Annotated in this window: 18 protein-coding genes; 11 read left to right on the forward strand and 7 right to left on the reverse strand. The window is 41.6% G+C overall.

Annotated elements, in window-relative coordinates; genetic code table 11:
- Nucleotides 1-35 precede the first annotated feature (35 nt).
- The 6 genes from I6J03_RS17125 to I6J03_RS17150 all read right to left on the reverse strand — a co-directional run bounded on the left by I6J03_RS17125 (nt 36) and on the right by I6J03_RS17150 (nt 6,552).
- A complete protein-coding gene (locus I6J03_RS17125) occupies nt 36-2,435 on the reverse strand; it encodes a S9 family peptidase (RefSeq protein WP_201693861.1) in 2,400 nt (799 codons plus the stop codon).
- A 284-nt stretch (nt 2,436-2,719) separates the two neighbouring features.
- A complete protein-coding gene (gene dnaJ / locus I6J03_RS17130) occupies nt 2,720-3,865 on the reverse strand; it encodes a molecular chaperone DnaJ (RefSeq protein WP_003003759.1) in 1,146 nt (381 codons plus the stop codon).
- 11 nt (nt 3,866-3,876) lie between these two features.
- The gene (locus I6J03_RS17135; protein ID WP_003003755.1) at nt 3,877-4,422 is read right to left on the reverse strand and encodes a nucleotide exchange factor GrpE; all 546 of its coding nucleotides are present in this window, start codon (nt 4,420-4,422) and stop codon (nt 3,877-3,879) included.
- A 162-nt stretch (nt 4,423-4,584) separates the two neighbouring features.
- Nucleotides 4,585-5,265, reverse strand: coding sequence for a cell division ATP-binding protein FtsE (locus tag I6J03_RS17140; protein ID WP_002994038.1), 681 nt, complete (start codon nt 5,263-5,265; stop codon nt 4,585-4,587).
- 7 nt (nt 5,266-5,272) lie between these two features.
- The gene (locus I6J03_RS17145) at nt 5,273-5,476 is read right to left on the reverse strand and encodes a hypothetical protein (RefSeq protein WP_003003751.1); all 204 of its coding nucleotides are present in this window, start codon (nt 5,474-5,476) and stop codon (nt 5,273-5,275) included.
- 62 nt (nt 5,477-5,538) lie between these two features.
- Nucleotides 5,539-6,552 (reverse strand): acyl-CoA reductase, encoded by a 1,014-nt coding sequence (locus I6J03_RS17150; protein WP_003003749.1) that lies wholly within the window; start codon nt 6,550-6,552, stop codon nt 5,539-5,541.
- Between the two features lie 161 nt (nt 6,553-6,713).
- Between I6J03_RS17150 and I6J03_RS17155 the strand changes: the two genes are divergently transcribed.
- From I6J03_RS17155 to I6J03_RS17170, 4 genes are all read left to right on the forward strand, one after another.
- On the forward strand, nt 6,714-7,064 hold the full coding sequence (locus tag I6J03_RS17155; protein ID WP_002994041.1) for a 4Fe-4S dicluster domain-containing protein: 351 nt from the start codon (nt 6,714-6,716) through the stop codon (nt 7,062-7,064).
- A 185-nt stretch (nt 7,065-7,249) separates the two neighbouring features.
- Nucleotides 7,250-8,686, forward strand: coding sequence for a dicarboxylate/amino acid:cation symporter (locus tag I6J03_RS17160; protein WP_003003745.1), 1,437 nt, complete (start codon nt 7,250-7,252; stop codon nt 8,684-8,686).
- Nucleotides 8,687-8,899: 213 nt separating this feature from the next.
- Complete coding sequence (locus I6J03_RS17165) at nt 8,900-10,507, forward strand: beta-N-acetylhexosaminidase (RefSeq protein WP_003003743.1); 1,608 nt, start codon at nt 8,900-8,902, stop codon at nt 10,505-10,507.
- Between the two features lie 8 nt (nt 10,508-10,515).
- Nucleotides 10,516-12,018 (forward strand): alpha-L-fucosidase, encoded by a 1,503-nt coding sequence (locus tag I6J03_RS17170; RefSeq protein ID WP_232279616.1) that lies wholly within the window; start codon nt 10,516-10,518, stop codon nt 12,016-12,018.
- 823 nt (nt 12,019-12,841) lie between these two features.
- On the opposite strand, the gene I6J03_RS17175 is transcribed toward I6J03_RS17170, so the two are convergent.
- Nucleotides 12,842-14,329, reverse strand: coding sequence for an aminotransferase-like domain-containing protein (locus tag I6J03_RS17175; protein ID WP_003003735.1), 1,488 nt, complete (start codon nt 14,327-14,329; stop codon nt 12,842-12,844).
- A 69-nt stretch (nt 14,330-14,398) separates the two neighbouring features.
- On the opposite strand from I6J03_RS17175, the gene I6J03_RS17180 reads away from it, so the two are divergent.
- The 7 genes from I6J03_RS17180 (at nt 14,399) to I6J03_RS17210 (ending at nt 21,295) form a co-directional block, all read left to right on the forward strand.
- Complete coding sequence (locus I6J03_RS17180) at nt 14,399-15,010, forward strand: hypothetical protein (protein WP_039989557.1); 612 nt, start codon at nt 14,399-14,401, stop codon at nt 15,008-15,010.
- Nucleotides 15,000-16,112 carry an aminotransferase class I/II-fold pyridoxal phosphate-dependent enzyme gene (locus I6J03_RS17185; protein ID WP_003003731.1) on the forward strand — a complete coding sequence of 371 codons (1,113 nt, stop codon included), beginning with the start codon at nt 15,000-15,002 and terminating at the stop codon, nt 16,110-16,112. Before I6J03_RS17180 ends, I6J03_RS17185 begins: the two co-directional genes overlap by 11 nt.
- Before the next feature lie 36 nt (nt 16,113-16,148).
- Complete coding sequence (gene bioD, locus I6J03_RS17190) at nt 16,149-16,769, forward strand: dethiobiotin synthase (protein WP_003003729.1); 621 nt, start codon at nt 16,149-16,151, stop codon at nt 16,767-16,769.
- Between the two features lie 67 nt (nt 16,770-16,836).
- The gene (gene bioB, locus I6J03_RS17195) at nt 16,837-17,829 is read left to right on the forward strand and encodes a biotin synthase BioB (RefSeq protein WP_003003728.1); all 993 of its coding nucleotides are present in this window, start codon (nt 16,837-16,839) and stop codon (nt 17,827-17,829) included.
- Nucleotides 17,814-19,085 carry an adenosylmethionine--8-amino-7-oxononanoate transaminase gene (gene bioA, locus I6J03_RS17200; protein ID WP_003003726.1) on the forward strand — a complete coding sequence of 424 codons (1,272 nt, stop codon included), beginning with the start codon at nt 17,814-17,816 and terminating at the stop codon, nt 19,083-19,085. Before bioB ends, bioA begins: the two co-directional genes overlap by 16 nt.
- Before the next feature lie 153 nt (nt 19,086-19,238).
- Complete coding sequence (locus tag I6J03_RS17205; RefSeq protein WP_003003722.1) at nt 19,239-19,919, forward strand: response regulator transcription factor; 681 nt, start codon at nt 19,239-19,241, stop codon at nt 19,917-19,919.
- A complete protein-coding gene (locus I6J03_RS17210) occupies nt 19,919-21,295 on the forward strand; it encodes a sensor histidine kinase (RefSeq protein ID WP_003003720.1) in 1,377 nt (458 codons plus the stop codon). The genes I6J03_RS17205 and I6J03_RS17210 overlap by 1 nt, the downstream gene beginning before the upstream one ends.
- Nucleotides 21,296-21,625: the final 330 nt, after the last annotated feature.

Raw genomic sequence — 21,625 nt, forward strand, 5'->3', positions numbered from 1 at the left:
AAAAACTCCCGGAGATCTTCCGGGAGCTGATACGTTTATTTTTTAAGATATTTTTCTAAGAACTGATCCTGTTCCCACAAGAGGTGAAGGATATTTTCCTTGGCTGCATATCCATGTGATTCTTTCGGAAGCAGCAGCATACGTACCGGTGCGCCCAGATTTTTCAGTGCCTGGAAGTAGCGTTCTGTTTGCAGTGTGAAAGTACCCGGATTGTTATCTGCTTCCCCATGCACCAGTAACATAGGAGTTTTCATTTTATTTGCATTCATAAACGGAGACATCTCATTGTATACCTGAGGGACATCCCAGTAGTTGCGTTGCTCATTCTGGAATCCGAATGGTGTCAGTGTTCTGTTATACGCACCACTGCGTGCTATTCCTACTGCAAAGAGATTGGAATGTGTCAGCAGGTTGGCTGTCATAAATGCTCCGTAAGAGTGTCCGCCTACGCCCACACGACTACGATCTATATATCCGAGCTGGTCTACTGCATCGATAGCAGCTTCTGCATTGGCTACTAACTGCGGAATAAAGGTGTCATTAGGTTCTTCCGTTCCTTCTCCGATGATCGGGAATGCTGCATCATCCAGGACAGCGTAGCCTTTGGTTACCCAATATACAAATGATCCATAGTAAGGGAATGTAAATTCATTTGGGTTGGCTGTACTCATACCTGCTGTGTTTTTATCTTTATATTCAGCAGGGTAGGCCCAGATCAGTAAAGGCAATTTTTCCTTTTTTGTTCTGTCGTAGCCAGCCGGCAGATAAAGAGTGCCTGAAAGATCGACTCCGTCTTTACGTTTGTAGTTGATCACTTCCTTATGCACATCTTTAATACTTGCAAAAGGATTGGCAAACTGTGTCAATGCTGATACTTTATTGTTTTTAATGTTTTTGATGAAGTAATTCGGATAGTCATTTTTAGACTGGAGCATCACCAGTATTTCACCGGTTTTGGAATCCAGGATATCGTTGATATCTTCCTTCTGATCTTTCAGTTTGGATGTGTACAAACGTTTTGTTGCGAAGTTTTTAAGATCCAGTTCGTTTATAAACGGAAACTGTCCATCTTTTGTATATCCGTCACCGATCCAGTATGTCTTACCATCTTTGATCTGAAGTACATTTCTGTCATATTGATTGCGTTCTGTCTGTACTTTTCCCGGATCATTATATACGTCCTGAAAATTACGATCATTAAAGAGCTTCGTTTCTCCGGTTTGCGGGTTCAGCAGATGTGTCTTTCGGTTACGGGTATCATACCAGCTTTCATACAGAAAAGCGTGTGTTGCATCTCCCCATAGGATACCGGCATATCTGTCTTTTGTTTTAGCCAACGCTTTAGGCTCAGAAGTAAAAGGGGCATCCCAGGTAAATACCTGATCACGGTATTCTACTTTTTTAGCCTGATCTCCTTCATCCAGAGCCTGTGCAAAGTACAATGTCGAAGGCAGATCATCTCTCCAACCCATAGCACGTTTGCCGGTACGGACAGAAGAAAATCCTTTGGGCATGATCTCTGTCAGTGGTACATCGTTTACTTTTTTGATTTCCTGACCGTTCATATCATATACGATACTCTCCATAGGAAAGCGATTTAACGGCACTATATAGGAGTAAGGTCTTTTGATAGTGGTCAGCATGATGTATTTGCCATCCGGAGAAAAAGAGGTGGAAGTGTAGATCGCAGCATTTTTAAATTTGGTTGCTGCGCCATTCAGGTCTACTTTAAAAAGTTCTGATGAAGCCAGGTTTTCAAAGTTAGCTTCATCTTTAGGATTCTTCAGCAGATCCTGATAGGTTCTGTTTTGGGAAACTTTACCATCACTTGTGGATACGGTTGGTCCTGTTGGAAGATCTTTTTTCTCATCCAGTAATGCAGGTCTGTTAGCCGGCAATACATTTATTAACAGCGATTTTGAATCTCTGTACCAGGAATACGGACTTCCGAGGTTAGCATTGAGATTGTCCGAAGTCAGTTTTTTAGCCTGAGCTGTTGCGAGATCGATGACCCACAGTTCTACGCCTTTGGCCGTGGTATTTGTAAAGGCTAATGTCTTTCTGTCCGGTGAGAAAGATAAATTAGTGATTTTTGCCTGTTGAGGAAGTCCCTTTACCTGTGTTTCCGTTGCATCTTTTATTCTTTTGATCTTCAGGTTGTATTGATATACAGCTGTACTTGAAATATTGGTAACAGGATTGACCCGCAGACCGGCCAGTTTCATTTCTTCCTGACTGAGATCTTCAAGGGTTTTATAGGTGGGGCGGTAGGAGAGGACCATCCACTCTTTTTTGCTATCCATAGAGACGGATGGCGGTCTGTCATATTCTGCCAGCTGTAATATTTCAGCAGATGGCTTCTGGTAAGTGATACTCTCCTGAGCAAAACTAAAACTCGCCAGGCCTATAAAAAGTAAGGTAAGACGTTTTTTCATATGTATGTAAGTTGTTTTCAAATGGTTGTCCGTCAACTGGCGGATATGAATTGTATTCGTTCGTATTTTAAAAATTCCCGTTGAAAAGGTTATTTTAATCTTCGAAAATACTGATTTGATTTGACTTATAAAAGTAACATTGTTGCAAGAAAGTGTTGGTAGAATTACTACCGGGCAGGAGTCTGCGGAAAATTAAGCGGGGGTAGTTTTGTGTCAGGAAACACAAAAAAAGAGAATACCCGATTGGATATCCTCTTATATTTCAATTAAATATAGTAATCTGCTTACTCAAAGTATTCTTTGATACGCTCAAAGAATGATTTTTCACTTCTTCCGGGTTGTGGTTTGAAGTTCGGCGATTCTCTTAATTTTTCCAAAAGAGCTTTTTCTTCTGAAGAGACTGCCTTAGGCGTCCATACATTGACGTAGATCAGCTGATCTCCCTTGTGGTAAGAATTTACTTCGGGAATACCTTTGCCTTTCAGACGCAGGATTTTGCCGCCCTGTGTTCCCGGGTCGATTTTGATCTTTGCTTTTCCATCTATAGTTGGAATTTCTACAGATGTACCCAGTGCTGCATCTGCAAAGTTGATATACAGATCGTAGATCACATTGATTCCATCACGTTTTAGCTGCTCATGAGGAACTTCTTCGACCAGAATGATCAGATCACCCGGTATACCGCCTCTGGGAGCTGCATTACCTTTCCCACTCATGGAAAGCTGCATACCTTCGCTTACACCTGCAGGAATATTTATAGAGATTGTTTCTTCTCCTCTTGTCAGTCCTTCACCTTTACAGGTCGTACATTTTGCAGTGATCTCTACACCTTCACCATTACATGTCGGGCAGGTGCTTGTTGTCTGCATCTGTCCTAATATCGTATTGGTAACGCGTCTTACAGAGCCTGATCCTCCACAGGTATTACAGGTATGATAAGAAGATTTATCTTTTGCTCCTGTACCGTTACATGTAGTACAGCTTACCTGTTTGTTTACTTTAACTTTTTTCTCTACTCCCTTGGCAATTTCATCCAATGTGAGTTTTACTTTGATGCGCAGATTAGTACCTTTCTGTACACGTCTGCCACCGCCGCGTGAACCTCCGCCAAAGAAACTTTCAAAAGGATTACCGCCTCCGAAAATATCGCCAAACTGACTGAATATGTCATCCATATTCATACCGCCACCGCCAAATCCGGAAGCCGAATTGCCGGCATGACCGAATTGGTCATAACGCTGACGTTTTTCGGGGTTACTCAGTATTTCGTAAGCCTCAGCGGCTTCTTTAAATTTTTCTTCAGCCTCTTTATTATCCGGATTTTTGTCCGGGTGATATTTGATGGCCAGTTTACGGTATGCAGACTTGATCTCCGAAGCATCTGCTCCGCGTGCCACGCCTAATACATCATAATAATCTCTTTTTGACATCGTCTTCCTTATTATTTTCCTACTACCACTTTTGCATAACGGATTACTTTGTCGTTGAGATAATAACCTTTTTCAATTACATCCACGACTTTATCTTTGAGGTCTGCAGAAGGTGCAGGGATTGATGTGATAGCTTCCTGAAGGTCTGCATCAAAAGGTTGTCCAAGGACATCCATCTCTTTTAATCCTTCCTGTTCCAGTGTTTTTCTGAATTTATTATTGACCAGCTCAATACCTTCTTTTACAGATTGTACATCCTGAGCTGTTTCCATGGATTTCAGCGCACGGTCAAAATCGTCCAGTACAGAGAGTAATTTAGCGATAACATCTTTACCTGCTGATTGGATCAGTTCTACACGTTCTCTTGAAGTACGTTTTTTGTAGTTGTCAAATTCAGCAAACAGACGGGTGTATTTATCCTGTGCATTTGCTAACTGCTGTTCCAGTGTTACCTCATTTGCTGTGTTTTCTTCTTGTTCACCAGAAGTGTTTTCAATGGGTTGATTTTCTTCTTGCGGAGCTTCGTGCTCACCATTTATATGTTCTTTTTCACTCATGATCGCTATAGAATATAATAATACTTTAAGTTGTTAAAATACCTGCTGATGCTGGCTCAAAGTTATTGCCAAACGAAAAAAATCCGACAGCTTGTCAGTTTAAATTAAAATGAACTAACAAACTGTCGGATTACAGCCTTTTATGTCATGTCGTCAGTGCGACTATATTTCCACATTGTCATGCAATGCGCCATCCGAAGTTTTGAGGATGCGGGCAGGCATATTGCGTATGATCTGGTAATCGTGTGTAGCCATCAGCACAGCAGTACCCGAAGAAGCAATGTCACGCAGCAACAGTACGATTTCTTCAGACGTGGCAGGGTCAAGGTTTCCGGTAGGCTCATCCGCAAGAATAATCTCCGGATTGTTCAGCAGTGCTCTTGCTATAACGACACGTTGCTGCTCACCTCCGGACAGTTCATGCGGCATTTTCTTTAATTTGGAGCGCAGACCTACTTTTTCCAGTACATCCAGCATTCTGCCCTGAATCAATCCTTTATCTGTCCATCCGGTCGCTTTGAGTGCAAATTCCAGATTCTTTTCAATAGTACGATCATTAAGAAGGTGAAAATCCTGAAAGACAATGCCTAATTTACGTCTGAGGTAAGGTACATCATTGTCATGTAGTTTTCTCAGGTCGAATCCTGCTACCATCCCTTCTCCGTTACCAATGTACAGATCTCCGTAGATAATCTTCAGCAGACTACTTTTACCACTACCGGACTGACCGATAAGGTAAAGGAACTCTCCCTGATCTATTTTGAGATTGACATTGGACAGAACTAAATGTTTTTGTTGGTAGATATCAACGTTTTTGAGCGTAATTACGGTATTTCCTATCATCTTATGCTTATAATTCTAATTTCTTAATCTGACCAAAAGGAAGCTCCTGCACAACCTGCATAATATATGCAGCTTTATCCCCAAGGCCAATTTTTTCTAAAGATTTGTCGGGTCTATCGACTCTAAAGTAAGCCAGCAGCGTAAACTCGTCGTCTCTGAGCTGTACGTAATCCGGTATTTTAGCGACTCCTTTTACTTTAACGATATACATATCTATACAAAGTTAGAATTTTTTGATAAACCAGACTTATGAATGCTAAAATAAAGCTATCCTTAAGCGTTTGCAAATAAAAACTCCAGCGTGTTGACACCATCTGCGTAATCATCCAACGCAGGGCACTGACTATCTCCTAATGCAAACAGCGGTACATTCACCTGAAGATCAAGTGCCGATGTGACACATTGGATCTGCTCCGCATGTTTATTCAGATAGTTCTCTACATCTGCTATATTGTCATATTCCTCATAGAAAACAACTGCAAGAGGGGAGGCTGTACGTGTGTCCTGCTTCAGCAAAACAAATCCATTGTCATAATGTTTATCCCGGTTGATGAGATATAAGGATTTGTTGTAATCATAATTGTTTACATATTTATTATGATGCTGTATAGCCTCAAATGATGCTATACCTTCAAATAAATGTGCTACATCATAATCTTTCGGTATCAGTATCTTGGATACGGAGCGACATCCTAATCCAAAATAATCAAAGATATCATGTCCCAGACCTTCCAGTTGCTCTTTCGTCTCCGATCCTGAAATTACCGCTACAGAGTTTCTGTTTTTACGGATAATATGTGGTTTTTTACCAAAATAATATTCAAAATAACGGGAGCTGTTGTCACTTCCTGTGGCGATGACCAGATCGAAATCTGAAAGTCTTTCTGCAATGTGTATAGCATCGGAGAAACGTGGCTCGATTGTAATCAGCAGCTGTAAAACAGCTGAAGTAAGTCCTGCATCATCGGATGAGACCTTTATCTGAGCCTTGAATCCGGCAATAAGGACACACAGAATATCATTGAAGCCTACTAAGGGTATATTTCCTGCCAATACCATTCCCACAGTTTTGTCAGTAGTGATATCGGGATAGGGAGCCAGCCAGTTGCTGAGCTGCTCTGTTGTCAGATTATTCGCAATGGCGGTCACGGCATTCTGAACATTGGAGACCGTATACCATGAGTTTCTGGTCTCTGCTCTTGTCATTATCTCTGAAAATTCTGAAGAGGGGTTAAGGAGCTGCTTTCCCAGCTCCGCAAATGCATGAATGCGTTGTTCTTTTGTCAAAATCTTTAATTCTTATATGTTAAAAACATCAAATTGTCATATCTTTGTCGCAGCAAAGGATTCACTTACTGAATATTACTTTAATTCTATACGATTAAAAATCTAATGTATTATCTTTGCAATGCAAAAATAGTTTATTTATCATAATTGAGAGGTTATAAATGGCAATTAAAATTACAGACGAATGTATTAATTGTGGTGCTTGTGAACCAGAGTGCCCGAATAATGCAATATATGATGCAGGAGTAAGCTGGAAATTTTCGGAAGGAACTTCTTTGGACGGAGTTATCGATTTTGGAGATGGTGTTACATTGGATGCTAACGAGACACAGGATGCCATATCTAATGAGGTTTATTATATCGTCTCTGATAAGTGTACGGAATGTGTAGGTTTTCATGATGAGCCACAGTGTGCAGCGGTATGTCCGGTAGACTGTTGTGTGGATGATGAAGATATCAGAGAGACAGAAGAAGAGTTACTGGCTAAGAAAGCATGGCTTCACGGCGAATAATAAAGATTTTATCTATTTGTATATAAAAGGCTTATTTCTAATGGGATAAGCCTTTTTTGTTGGCCCTTGTTTTTATCGACTTGCGATAAAATAATGTACAGTAAAAGGGATAATCCGCGAATAAAGTTTGTCGGTACTGCCATATTTTTTATTTTTGTTCATTAAATAACCTTAATAAATACTGAATGTTTAAATCAAAAATGGGTCTTTTGACCTTTGCAGTTCTTTCAATAGCCACTATATTAACAGTTCTCTACGAATTTAATTGGGTGAGTATTTCTCCTGATGTAATGATGGTAGTTCGGTGGGTTGTTGGGGTTGTTTTAGTTATTAATGCTTTTCAACGTAAGAATCTAACTTCATGGATTCTTACCTGTATGATTCTCGGAATTTTTGTAGGAATTGATTTTCCTAATTTTGCAATTGCCTTACAGCCTTTGAGCAAAGGATTTATCAAATTGGTAAAAACTATTGTAGGACCTATTCTATTTGCGACATTAGTCTACGGGATTGCGGGACATTCGGATTTGAAGCAGGTAGGTCGTATGGCCTGGAAATCCATGCTTTATTTCTTTTGTGCTACTACCTGTGCTATTTTTATAGGTCTGGCAGCTATCAATATTACACATGCCGGTGTAGGTATAGATATACAGCATATGCCCCATGAAGAGCTTCCTGTAAAGAAAGAAAATCCGGATCAGAACTCATTGAATCATTTGCCGGAGAGTGTACACGGAGTATATAAGTTTACTGCATTTTTCAGAGATTTGTTTCCGGAAAATATTGTAAAATCAGTGTATGAAAATCAGGTCTTACAGATTGTGGTGTTCTCCGTACTGTTTGGTATAGGTCTGGCTTTGGTAGAAGAAAAGAAACGAAAGCCGCTGGTAAACTTTACGGAAAGTCTTTCTGAAGCTATGTTTAAGTTTACCAATATCATCATGTATTTTGCTCCGGTCGGAGTGGGGGCAGCGATGGCTTATACTGTCGGGCATCTCGGAGTGGATATACTCAAGAATCTGTTTATGCTGCTGGCAACACTGTATATGGCGCTCATATTCTTTTTGCTTTTGGTATTACTTCCGGTGGCATTATACCTGAAAATACCTGTTCTGAAGTTTATTAATGCAATCAAGGAACCTGTGTCCATTGCTTTCGCAACGACCAGTTCGGATGCGGCATTGCCTAAGGCAATGAGTGCTATGGAGCGCTTTGGTGTTCCTCGTCGTATCGTTTCCTTTGTAATTCCTACAGGATATAGTTTCAATCTGGATGGGACTTCACTTTATCTGTCTCTGGCTGCTATTTTTGTGGCACAGGCAGCAGGTATGCATTTATCATTCGGACAACAGTTGATGATTGCGTTTACGCTGATGATTACCTCCAAGGGCGTAGCTGCGGTACCTCGTGCATCGCTGATTATCCTGATTGCTACAGCAGATCAGTTTGGTCTTCCGGTATTTGTCATTGCCGCTATATTAGGTATTGATGAGTTAATGGATATGGCCCGTACATCTGTCAATGTGATCGGTAACTGTCTGGCTACTGTCGTTGTTGCGAAGTGGGAAGGGGAATTTGATGAAGATGCGCCTTATCGTACCGATGATCCGGACGCACTTTAGTCGTCATTCTGAATATAATAGAGAAAGGACTCGTACGCAACGGGTCCTTTTTTTATGGATATATTGCAAATGTGGCCTGTCAGCAATGTAACAAATGCTACACGATAACGTTTTCGGAAATTGTGCAAACGTTTGTGTGAAGCGAACTCAGGGACATAATTGATATATTTAAAGAATGTTAAACCAGATTATAAGTCCTAACTGTGATTATCTATGCGTAAATATTTGATTTTTAGCTTTCTTTTATGCTTTACATGCGTATGCGCTGCACAGGTACAGAATAGTATCCGGATTATACCGCAGCCACAATCTGTGCTGATCGGAGACGGTTTTTTGAAATTGCAGCAGTCTGCGAATATCTGGTCTTCAGGTACACAATTTGCAGGTGCTTTGCAATATCTTCAGCGGGAGATATTGAAAAATAAATCAGCCACCTGGTTCAGAAGTGACGACTACAATAAAGCGCTTATTCATTTTATATCAGATACGAAAGTGTCTGAGGAAGGTTATGTAATCCGTGTCGCTAAAGATAAAGTAGAGATACGTGCATCTACGGGTAATGGAGCATTATACGGGGCGGTTAGTTTACTTCAGATGATCCTCACGACTTCTTCCAAGGTAATGGAACTGCCTTATTGTGAAATTAAAGATCAGCCTGCATATGGCTGGCGTGGTTTTATGCTGGATGAGTCAAGGCATTTCTTTGGGAAGCAAAAGGTCAAATCCTTACTCGATTGGATGGCTTTTTATAAACTGAATAAATTTCACTGGCATCTGACAGATGAACCTGCATGGCGTCTCGAAATATTGCGTTATCCTTTGCTTACCCTGGTCGGGGGAGTAGGATCGTTTACGAATGCCACTGCAGCAGCGCAGTATTATCAGCAAGCGGATATAGAGGAGATTGTACGCTATGCGGCCGATCGTAATATCGAAGTAATTCCGGAGATAGATATGCCTGGACATGCCACCGCTGCTAACCGGGCTTATCCGCAATACAGCGGAGGTGGAAATGATAAACACCCTGATTTTACATTTCATCCGGGTGAAGAAGGTACCTACGGATATCTGAACCATATCCTCAAAGAAGCAAATGTGCTTTTTCCCGCCCGGATGTTACATCTCGGAGGAGATGAAGTCTCTTTCGGGAGTGAAGCATGGAACAATGATGCACAAATTAAGGAACTGAAAGCTAAATATCAGCTGGCGGATAACAAGCAGGTGGAAACCTATTTTATGCGCCGTATGGCAGATAGCGTTTATAGTATGGGAGCTAAGGTGCTGGCATGGGATGAGATGGCTGATGCCGGATTGCCCAAGGATAAGACCATCCTGATGTGGTGGCGCCATGACAAGCCGGATCAGTTGACAACAGTGCTTCAAAACGGATATCCTGCCATATTATGTCCACGTCTTCCGCTTTATTTTGATTTTGTACAGGAAGAGAGTCACCGGTACGGACGTAAATGGGGTAAAGGTTTCAATGCTCTTTCAGATGTGTATCATTTCCGCCCGTCAAAATACGATTCATTGACAGTACGCAAAGATCAGATATTGGGAATACAGGCGAATCTCTGGACAGAGACTGTAACCAATACGAATCGTCTGGATTATCTGATTTTTCCGAGACTTGCAGCTATGGCAGAAGTCGCATGGAGTACAGATAAAGTGAAGAGCTTTGACCGTTTTTGCGATTACCTTCCCGCTCATCTCAAATTGTACAGGGCAGCAGATCTGTATTATTTTGATCCTTTTAATAAGACCAATCCGGAGCCTGTCGTTTACAAAACACAGCGCGCCTATATCGATAACCCTGAATAATAATGAATATGAAAAACAAATTGTATATAGCCTTACTGGCTGGTGCAGGTTTGCTCAGTACGCTTTCAGCACACGCACAATGGACCGGCCCTAAGGAAAAACCAAAAGAAAGAATCGAAGTCAAATACGGACCGTTAACACCTGCTCATCGTACGGATGAGGCTATGGAGCGTTTTCGCCAGTATGGTCTGGGACAGTTTATCCATTGGGGATTGTATGCTATTCCCGGAAATGAGTGGGAAGGAGTAAGTGCACGGGGTGGCGCCGCGGCATCCGAATGGATACGCACATGGGGCGGATCTACTGCACCTAAAGATTGGAAAAATACATATGACAATCTTTACAAGCAGTTTAATCCTAAAGACTTTGATGCCAGACAGTGGGCAAAGCAGGCAAAAGATATGGGAGCCCGATACGTGATCTTCACGACCAAACATCATGACGGATTTGCATTGTGGCCTACAAAATATACAGATTATAATATTACAAAATCGCCTTATAAGAAAGATATCGTAAAGCAGGTAGTGGATGCATACACAGCTGAAGGTATTGATGTGTATTTGTATTTTTCTATTCTGGAATGGAATAATCCTGACTATATGGGGAAAGAACCTAAAACGGAAGAAGAGAAGGCAAAGTATGCGAAGTTTCTGACGTATACTAAAAATCAATTACTCGAATTGTTGAAAAACTATCCGCAGATAAAGGGATTTTGGTTTGACGGTACCTGGGATCAGTCCTGGATCAAGAGCTATGATTTTACCTATAAGCTGGAGAAAGAATTACGTGAAAAACATCCCGGTCTGATTATCGGCAGCCGTTTTCGGAATGATGAATTCGGAAAGCGTCATTTTGATTCAAACGGAGATATGTTAGGTGACTATGAACAAGGTTGGGAACGTAAACTGCCTGAAGAATACAGCTGGCTGGAAGGCCGGGACTGGGATTGTGTCATGACTATTCCGCCTAATGGTTGGGGATATATGAAAGACTGGACGGGATTATACACCAAGACTTCGGATGATCTTATTGATATGCTTATGCATTCTGTATCTATGGGGGGTAATTTTGTACTCAACTTTGGTCCTGATGGCAACGGTAAAATGCATCCGGGAGAAGATAAATTGGCGAAAGAGCTGGGCGATTGGATGAAGATCAATTCTGAGGCGGTATATGGTGTCAGATATGCCGGACTTTCACCTTCTAAATACGGATACTTTACACGTAAAAATGAGCAGGTGTACCTGACTGTGTTTAACAGACCTGTTAATAATATTGTACGCATAGCTATCGATAAGAAGGCTACCGAAATACCTGCCAGTGCTTCTTTATTGATCAATGGTCAGTCGTTAGAATTAAAACGCAGTGATATCGGATTGGATCTGGATAAGAATGCCTATTTTGATGTTATTCTGCCTAAAGATTTCCAATCCGAGAAGCCTTTTGTTATTAAGATCGCTACTGTAAAAGGTGGTGTCAAAACGGATAAACTTATGGACGCTAAAATGTAAGTGACCGTTATACCGGACTTTTGAATAGTGATGGGCCAGATTTGAATATGTTCAAATCTGGCTCTTTTATTTATTCTCTAAGTGAAGATAGGATCATCTCTCCTGCGTCAGTTGGTGTCCCCACCAACTGTATAACACACTACGATCTTGTTAGCTTTTTCTGGCGCAAGCATATTGCTTGTGCCGCTATAGGCGTCTGTTGGAGTCTACATCAGCAGTCTGCTATACAGATAGGATTATTAACCTCTCTGCCCTTCGGGCATCTCTCCTTAGCAAGGAGAGAATTAATCCGGTTTAACCGTTTGACTTTTTCTGACGTAAGTATGTTGCTTGTGTCTTTTTCAATAATAGCAAGCTCTCTTTTTGCGTCAGTTGGTGTTCTCACCAACTGTATAACACACTACGGTCTTGTTAGCCTTCTCTGGCGCAAGCATATTGCTTGTGCCCCTATAGGTTGCCGGTGTGGATAGCAGTCAACGCAGTTGGTGCGTCTGTTGGAGTCTACATCAGCAGTCTGCTATACAGATAGGATTATTAACCTCTCTGCCCTTCGGGCATCTCTCCTTAGCAAGGAGAGAATTAATCCGGTTTAACCGTTTGACTTTTTCTGACGTAAGTATGTTGCTTGTGTCTTTTTCAATAATAGCAAGCTCTCTTTTTGCGTCAGTTGGTGTCCTCACCAACTGTATAACACACTACGGTCTTGTTAGCCTTCTCTGGCGCAAGCATATTGCTTGTGCCGCTATAGGTTGCCGGTGTGGACAGCAGTCAACGCAGTTGGTTGAAAAGGAGAGAAGAGTAGTCCGGTCAAACTTCGTAAGTTTTACTGCTGAGATAGTACAGCCTGATGAAGTATCGCTATACTTTCTTCCATTTCTTCGATTGTAAAATGTCCAAAACCGAGTCGTGTAGCTGTAAGTGATGAATTTTGGTATAGTAGTGTGCGCGGGATAAAAAGATTGTTTCTGGCACAGGAGCGGCTTAATTGCAGGAGATTGATCGGCTGTTTCCAGGTCGCCCATACAGCAAGTCCTCCCGAAGGTTTTCTGAAATCCAGATATTCATGCAGCTGTTGTTCCAGAAGGGAAGTGAAATAATCTCTGCGCTCCTGATATACTTTAAGCGATTTTTTGAGGTAGCGATGAATATCTCCTTCTTCTATCATTTCTCCCAGGACCTGTTCCATCATAATATCCCCTTGTCGGTCAATAATACCCAGATGTTTTCGCATTTCAATCATCAGATTTTGCGGAGCAACAATAAAACCTGTCCGGAATCCCGGTGCCAGAGATTTGCCAAAAGAACCGATATAGACGACCATACCATTTGTATCGGCACTGGCTAAGGGAAGTACAGGAGCTTTGTCGTAGTGAAAGTCATAGTCATAATCGTCTTCCAGTATAATAAATCCGAATTGGGAGGCCAGATCTAACAATGCAATACGACGCTCTGCACTGAGGGTGACTGTAGTAGGATAGTGGTGGTGAGGTGTGATATACAGCATGCGTACCCGTTGTCGTTCACATATTTCCCGGACGGCATCCACATCTATACCTTCTTGGTCTATAGGTACAGACATAATATGTGCTCCGGATTTTTGAAAGATCATATTGACCGAAAAATAACTCATCTCACCCACTAATACTATTTCTCCAGCAGAAAGCAGAATTTCAGACACAATGTATACACTCATTTCTGTGCTGCGTGTGATCAGAATATTATCTTTTGAAATATGCAGACCACGGGACAGATTGAGGTAATTGGATAAATTCTTTTTGAAATATTCGCTTCCGTCATGATTGTAGTACCCTAATTTCTTACGGTTGCTCTTACGTTTCAGATTGGCACTGTATAAACTGGAAAGATGGTCTATCTGTGTAAGCCGTATATCTGGTATACCGTCATTAAAGACATATTCACAGGCTGAATGTTCAAATGGATTGTCCAGTAGAATAGATTTTCGGAATGAATATCCGGTAGAAGAGGGGTATACGGCAAGTTGATTTTGTTGGGCAGACCGGATTTTCTGAGGTTTATCATCGGATTTGGCGAGCACAAATGTGCCTTGGTTAGGACGCATTTCCACCCAGCCTTGTGCGTGTAATTCGTCGTAGGCAGCGACTATGGTGTTTCTGTGGATCTGCAGTAAGTTTCCTAAAGTCCGGGTGCCGGGCAATTTAGTTCCTGCAGTCAGAAAACCTCGTTGTATAGCATTTATCAGTTGATTACTGATCTGTAAGTATACAGAACTGTCTAAATTTCGATCAATTTGAATAAAACTTTGATATGGAACACTAACCGGACTAGCCATAATATAAAAACTGGTACATATTTAATGTCCGGCAAGATACTACATTTGACCCAAATTAAAGAGTTCGATATGTACAATCTACTTCAACACATTGTGGATAATGATGTGCTTCATGCGAAATGGCTGAATACGCTTTCCTTTATGGAAAATGCAGGAGCGCGAAAAATATCTGCCTGTGAACATACAACAGATGTAAATCTGATACAACTAAAACATGCCGCTGAAGAGCATCGTCATGCCTATTATCTCAAAAAGCAGATTGCGAAGACTAATATCCATACTTGTAAAACATACAGGGGTGAAGAGCTTATTGCCTCAGCCTGTACACGGCATTATCTGCAACAGTTGGATATACATGCCTGCCGTTACCTCAAAAATACCTTTGGTTTACGGGATAATGAACTCAAATACGCAGCTTATTTATTTGTGACATATGCAATTGAAGTGCGCGCAGATGATTTATATCCGATTTATCAGCAGGTACTGGATGCATCCAAGAGTAAGGTTATGGTCAAATCTATTATTCTGGAAGAAGAGGGACATCTGGAAGAAATGATCCATCAGTTGGAAGGCTTTGCATCCGACTGGGAAGTACATGCCAAGAAGATACAGGATCTGGAACAGCAATTATTCGAAGAATGGGTAGCAGCCATAGCGCTGGATGTAAAGCATGATAAATAGTCTTTGGGATCTTCTGAACCATAAGCTGAAGTTAAGAGCAGATAAGGGTAATCTGAGAAGTTTGAAGATTCCTGAGCAAGGAATTGATTTTTTTTCCAATGATTATATGGGGCTGGCCCGCAATTCTGTTATCCATAAGCAACTGGCAGAAAAGATATATGCTGATCCTTCGATCCTGGGCGGCGCTACAGGATCGAGGCTGATCAGTGGCAATTCTTATGAAAAAATGCAGGCAGAACAAGAAATTGCTGCATTGCACGGGTATACAGCCGGCCTTTTATTTGACTCCGGTTATCTGGCCAATCTGGCACTCTTATCTGCTTTGCCCGGCCGTGGAGATACCATTATTATGGACGAACGGATTCATCGGTCAGTACATGACGGTGCAGGATTATCAGCAGCTCAAAAGTGGAAATTCAGGCATAATGATCTGAATAGTCTGGAAGATAAGCTTAGAAGAGCCGGCGGTCAGATTTATGTAGTGGTGGAGAGCTTATACTCCATGGATGGTGATTTTGCTCCCCTGAATGAGCTTGTCGTGTTGACCCGAAGATATGAGGCTGCGCTTATAGTAGATGAGGCACACGCATTTGGAGTCTTCGGATATGGTCTGGTACATCAGTACGGTTTACAAAAGTACATCTTTGCAACAGTGATTACCTATGGTAAAGCTTTAGGAGCTCATGGCGCTGCTGTATTAGGTGACAAGGTGCTCAAATCTTACCTTATCAATTTTGCTTCTCCTTTTATATACAGTACCGCTTGTCCGGATCTGTTTGTACGTCATATACGATTGGGATATACGTTTTTGAATACACATTCTGAACTTTCAGCTCAATTGAAAAGACGGGTAGCTTATTTCGGTCAAAAGAAGATTCCTTCCGTTTCAGATCCGATGAGTCCTATTCAGGCAGTTATCATTCCGCAGCATAAGGTATTGATCCATCTGCAGCAACAACTTCAGAAGAAGGGACTACAGACCTATGCTGTCCATAGTCCTGCAGTACAGGAAGGTCAGGAGCGTCTCCGCATCTGTCTCCATCAGTATAATACAGAAGAGGAAATAGATTTACTCACAGCAGAAATTAATAGTATACTATAGATAGCATTGAGCCATCAGAAATAGAGCATTTACGACATGAAGCAACAGATTTTTATTAGCGGAATAGGGACGGGTATTGGGAAGACTGTTTGTGCAGCTGTATTGGCCAGACTATGGGGGGCTGATTATTGGAAACCTATACAATCCGGAGATCTCCATTATTCAGACAGCATGCTGGTGCGGGAGTTGGCAGGTAAGCATGCTGTTATTCACCCCGAGCGCTACAGATTACGATTAGCAGCTTCTCCTCATGAATCTGCAGCAGCCGAAAATCTGCAGATAGCTTTGGAAGATTTCGAACTTCCGGACACTCCACGGCCATTGGTGGTGGAAGGTGCCGGCGGATTGTTCGTTCCGCTCAATGAGGAAGCGTTTATCATTGATCTGATTTCTAAACTATCTATTCCCGCAGCTCTTGTGGTCAGGGATTATCTGGGATGTATCAATCACAGTTTACTTTCTCTTACGGCTCTCCAACAACGGAATATACCGATTCGTTATCTGATACTCAACGGATCATTCAATCCGCATAGCGAAAGGATTATCTGCAGAGCTGTAGGTTCAGCAACGGCCATTTTGCGCATACCGGATCTGGAATCTTTAAGTTCTCAGGAGGTGGATCGTGTATGCTGTGACCAGATTGATAAGATTAATTAGTTATAGGGTACAATAGAGATATATGTGCCTCGGAAATATTAAAAAAATATAAATTATTAGAAGAATTATGAATACAGCAATCAGAAACAACTGGACGAAAGAAGAGATTCAGGAAATCTATGATCAGCCGTTGCTTGAATTGGTCTATCGTGCAGCTACGGTGCACAGAGAATGGCACCGTGCATCAGAAGTTCAGGTGTGCACATTACTGTCTGTCAAAACAGGAGGGTGCCCTGAAGATTGTTCCTATTGCGGACAGGCAGCCCGGTATCATACAGATATCAAAGTACAAGCTTTGTTGCCGACTGAGACCGTTATTGCTCACGCACAGAAAGCAAAAAAATCGGGTTCAACCCGTTTTTGTATGGCGGCTGCCTGGAGGGAAGTTCGTGATAACCGGGATTTTGACCGTGTCATCGATATGGTAAAGGGAGTAAATGATCTGGGACTTGAGGTCTGTTGTACTTTAGGTATGTTGACCGAAGAGCAGGCCTTACGGTTAAGAGATGCGGGATTACATGCCTATAATCATAATCTGGATACTTCAGAACAGTATTATGAGGAGATTATCTCGACACGTAAGTTTGATAACCGTATCAATACGATCAATCATGTGCGTAAAGCTGGTATTACTGTCTGTTCAGGAGGTATTATAGGTCTTGGAGAAACACATAAAGATCGTATATCCATGTTACTGACATTGGCTACTATGCCAAAACATCCTGAATCCGTTCCTGTCAATGCATTGGCAAGAGTGAAAGGAACACCTTTAGAACATAATCCTAAAGTCGATATATGGGATATGGTGCGTATGATTGCTACAGCCCGTATTGTCATGCCGGCATCCGTCGTGCGCCTTAGTGCCGGACGTATTGAGATGACGGAGACAGAGCAAGCCTGGTGTTTTATGGCAGGTGCCAATTCTATTTTTACAGGAGAACGCGAAACCTTGCTTGTAACACCCAACCCGGGAGTATCGGAAGATATGCAGATGTTCCGGAATCTGGGATTAAAACCTATGGAAAACAAAAAAAGCGAAAGTTCATGTCAGGTACATTAAGAGTACGAGACCGAAAAGTCAACTGGCATCCGTATACGCAGATGAAAGGTGCGGAAGATATTATACCTATTGTCCGCGGCAACGGTGCATATCTTTATGATGATAAGGGCAATCGTTATATTGATGCGGTCTCTTCCTGGTGGGTTACTTTGCATGGACATGCCCATCCTTACATTGCCAAACGTGTCTCTGAGCAGTTGCTTACACTGGAGCAGGTGATATTTGCCGGATTTACGCATGAGCCGGCCATCAGACTGTCTGAGAATCTGCTCAGGCTGCTTCCGTCTAATCAGCAGAAAGTATTCTATACGGATAATGGCTCCACCGCTATAGAAGTAGCGCTCAAAATGTGTATACAGTATTACTATAATCAGGGACTGAAAAGAACTAAGATACTGGCTTTTAAAAATTCCTATCACGGCGATACATTTGGGGCTATGTCTGTCAGCGGAAGGGGAGTGTGGACAGCTCCCTTTGGGGATATGCTCTTCGAGGTGATTTTTATTGATGTCCCTACGGAAACGAATATAAACACGCTGTTTGCTACTATCGATCAGTATGCACATGAGCTGGCTTGTTTTGTATATGAACCTCTTGTGCAGGGCGCTGCGGGAATGTTAATGCATGACCCTGAGGATCTGAGTATACTGATGGAGTATTGCCGTAACAAAGGTATATTGCTGATACAGGATGAAATATTTGTAGGCTTTGGTCGTACAGGACGTCTGTTTGCTGCGGATTATCTGTCTGCATATCCTGATGTGATGTGTTTCTCTAAAGGACTGACCGGAGGAACTATGCCTTTAGGACTGACGACCTGTTCGGATGTAATATATGAAGCTTTTTATTCCGATGATAAGAAAAAGGCTCTTTTTCATGGTCACTCTTTCACGGCCAGTCCGCTGGCCTGTACAGCGGCTTTGGCCAGTATGGAGCTTCTGCTGCAAGAGTGTACTTTAGAGAATATTCAACGTATAGTATTGCAACATGAACGCTTTGCTGCAACTTTACGATTACATCCTCAGGTAGAAGCCGTCAGACAGCAGGGGACCATTCTGGCATTGGAATGGAGAATAGGAGAAGAGACTTCCTATTTCAGTGATATGCACGATAAACTGTATCCTTATTTTCTGAGCAAAGGTATTCTGCTTCGACCTTTAGGCAATATTATTTATCTGGTTCCTCCATACTGTATAACAGATGATGATCTGGGTTATATCTATGAGACGATACTGGAAGCATTAGATTCCTTATAAGATATACGCATTTTGCATGGGGAGGTAAGTGATATTCAGGAAGGTATCAGGAGCTTCTTCGTGAATGTCAAGAGCCACATTTATTTTTGGACATCAACTTTATTGGTCTATCTTAAGAATAATGCCGAAATTTGATACTGAAAATATACAAGCATGGATATCCTTATTATTGAAGATGATCTCAGAGTAGCAGAACTGATTGAACGCGCTGTCCAGGAGCAGGGATTTCAGACGATGCTGGCCTACGATGGAATGTCTGGTAAGAAATTAGCCTTACAACATGATTTTAGCCTCATTATCACTGATATTATTCTGCCAAAGATTGACGGATTAGACTTGTGTAAAGAAGTGCGCCAACTGAAACCGGATCTTCCTATTATTATGCTGACGGCATTGGGTACCACAGATAATAAAGTAGAAGGATTTGATGCGGGAGCAGATGATTACCTGGTCAAGCCTTTTGAAATGAGGGAGCTGATTGCCCGTATACGTGCTTTATTGAAACGTAAGGATCAATCTGCCAGTGTTGCATCTTTCGTATTGAAATATCATGATCTGGAAATGAACCTCAATACCAAGATGGTGAAGCGGGCCGGTATAGAAATCGAACTTACACCCAAAGAATTTAACCTGCTTCAGTATTTTTTAAGTCATCCCGAAAAGGTGCTGTCCCGATCCGATATAGCGGAACATGTGTGGGAAACACATTTTGATACAGGTACCAATTTTATTGATGTATATATTAATTACCTCCGTAAAAAAATAGATAAGGGCTTTGATCACAAACTTATTCATACCAAGCCGGGAATGGGATTTATTTTAAGAAATGCGTAATGGGAGCAAGAGCGAGACTGACCCTGTTGTTTACACTTATCACAGCGACTATACTGCTGATTTTTGGGGCGGTCCTGTATTTTTCTGCCAAGCAAAACCGGCAAAAGGAATTCTATGCTTTGTTAAAAAAAGAAGCAGTTACCAAAGCTAATTTATTTTTCGTCGCAGGAGTAGATGTGCGAACTCTGCAAAATATATATCATAATAACCGTAAGATAATCAATGAGGTAGAAGTAGCTATCTATACTCATGATTTTCAACTTCTCTATCATGATGCTGTAGATATTGATGTCGTCAAAGAGAACCTGTCGATGATTGATCAGATTTACAATAAAGGTGAAGTACAGTTTTACCTTAACGACTGGCAGGTGATAGGTATAAGGCATGTGTACAAGGGTAAAACGTATATAATTACGGCCGCAGCCTACGATCAATACGGCTATAATAAACTGGCTAATATGCTTTGGGTTAGTATTCTTGTATTTGTGGTATCTATCCTTTTTATCTATGTGGCAGGGCGGTTCTTTTCACGAAGGGCATTTGCCCCTGTACGTGAAATGACTGAGAGGGCACGTCAAATCTCTACAACCAGCCTGCATATGAGATTAGATACAGGTCATGCGAAAGATGAACTTACGGAGCTCGCAGAGACATTCAATGATCTGTTAAACAGACTTGAAAACTCATTTGATGCCCAAAAACAGTTTGTATCAAATGTAGCACATGAACTTCGTACGCCGCTGGCTGCTATTACCGCCGAACTGGAATTGTCTACCTCCAGAGAAAGAAGTATAGCAGAATATCAGGAAGTGATCCGAAATACCCTGAATGATGCAAAAAAATTAGGCCGCTTGTCGAACAGCCTTTTGGATTTTGCAAAAGCTACTTACGACCCTGTAGAAATCTCTTTTAAATCAGTGCGTGTGGATGAAATCTTACTGGATGCACAGTTACAGGTACAGAAAGGAAATAAGGATTATAAGATATCCATTAATTTTGAAAACGATTTTGAGAATGATAAGCAAATATCTGTAAACGGCAATAGTTACCTGCTGATGGTCGCATTTGCTAATTTGTTTGAGAATGGTTGTAAGTTCTCAGACGATAAACAGTGCCGGCTTACGGTTTCCTTTACATACACCAGTATAACATTACGTTTTTCGGATCAGGGTATTGGCATTCCGGAAGAAGATCTGAAGCATATTTTTACACCTTTCTTTAGGGGACAAAATAAAATGTTTGCAGAAGGTAACGGAATAGGATTGCCACTTACTAAGAAAATTATTTCTCTGCACAAAGGAGATATTACTGTCGCCTCCTCTACTGAAGCAGGTACAACATTTACGGTGACACTCCCGGTACTGATGAATACTTGATAGAAGATAATTCCCTCCACTTTTTAAGAAGAACTTGTTCAACTCGTCGAAAGGGTTAGGGAGAGGTTTTAAACTTCTACAGATTAACCTCTCTGCCCTTCGGGCATCTCTCCTTTAAAAGGAGAGAAGTGTTATAACGACGTTTTTTTACGAAACTTGCTCCCTCTCATTTCTAAGGAAAACCTGTTTCGACTCGTCGGAAGGGTTAGGGAGAGGTTCTGAACTTCTATGGATTAACCTTTCTCCCGATAAATCGGGATATCTCCGAAGGAGAGAAGGATTATGGTGCCTACATCAACTTAAATATTTAACCGCGTCATTTGGCGTCCC

The organism is Sphingobacterium spiritivorum, assembly GCF_016724845.1.
Classification (GTDB): Bacteria; Bacteroidota; Bacteroidia; order Sphingobacteriales; family Sphingobacteriaceae; genus Sphingobacterium; species Sphingobacterium spiritivorum_A.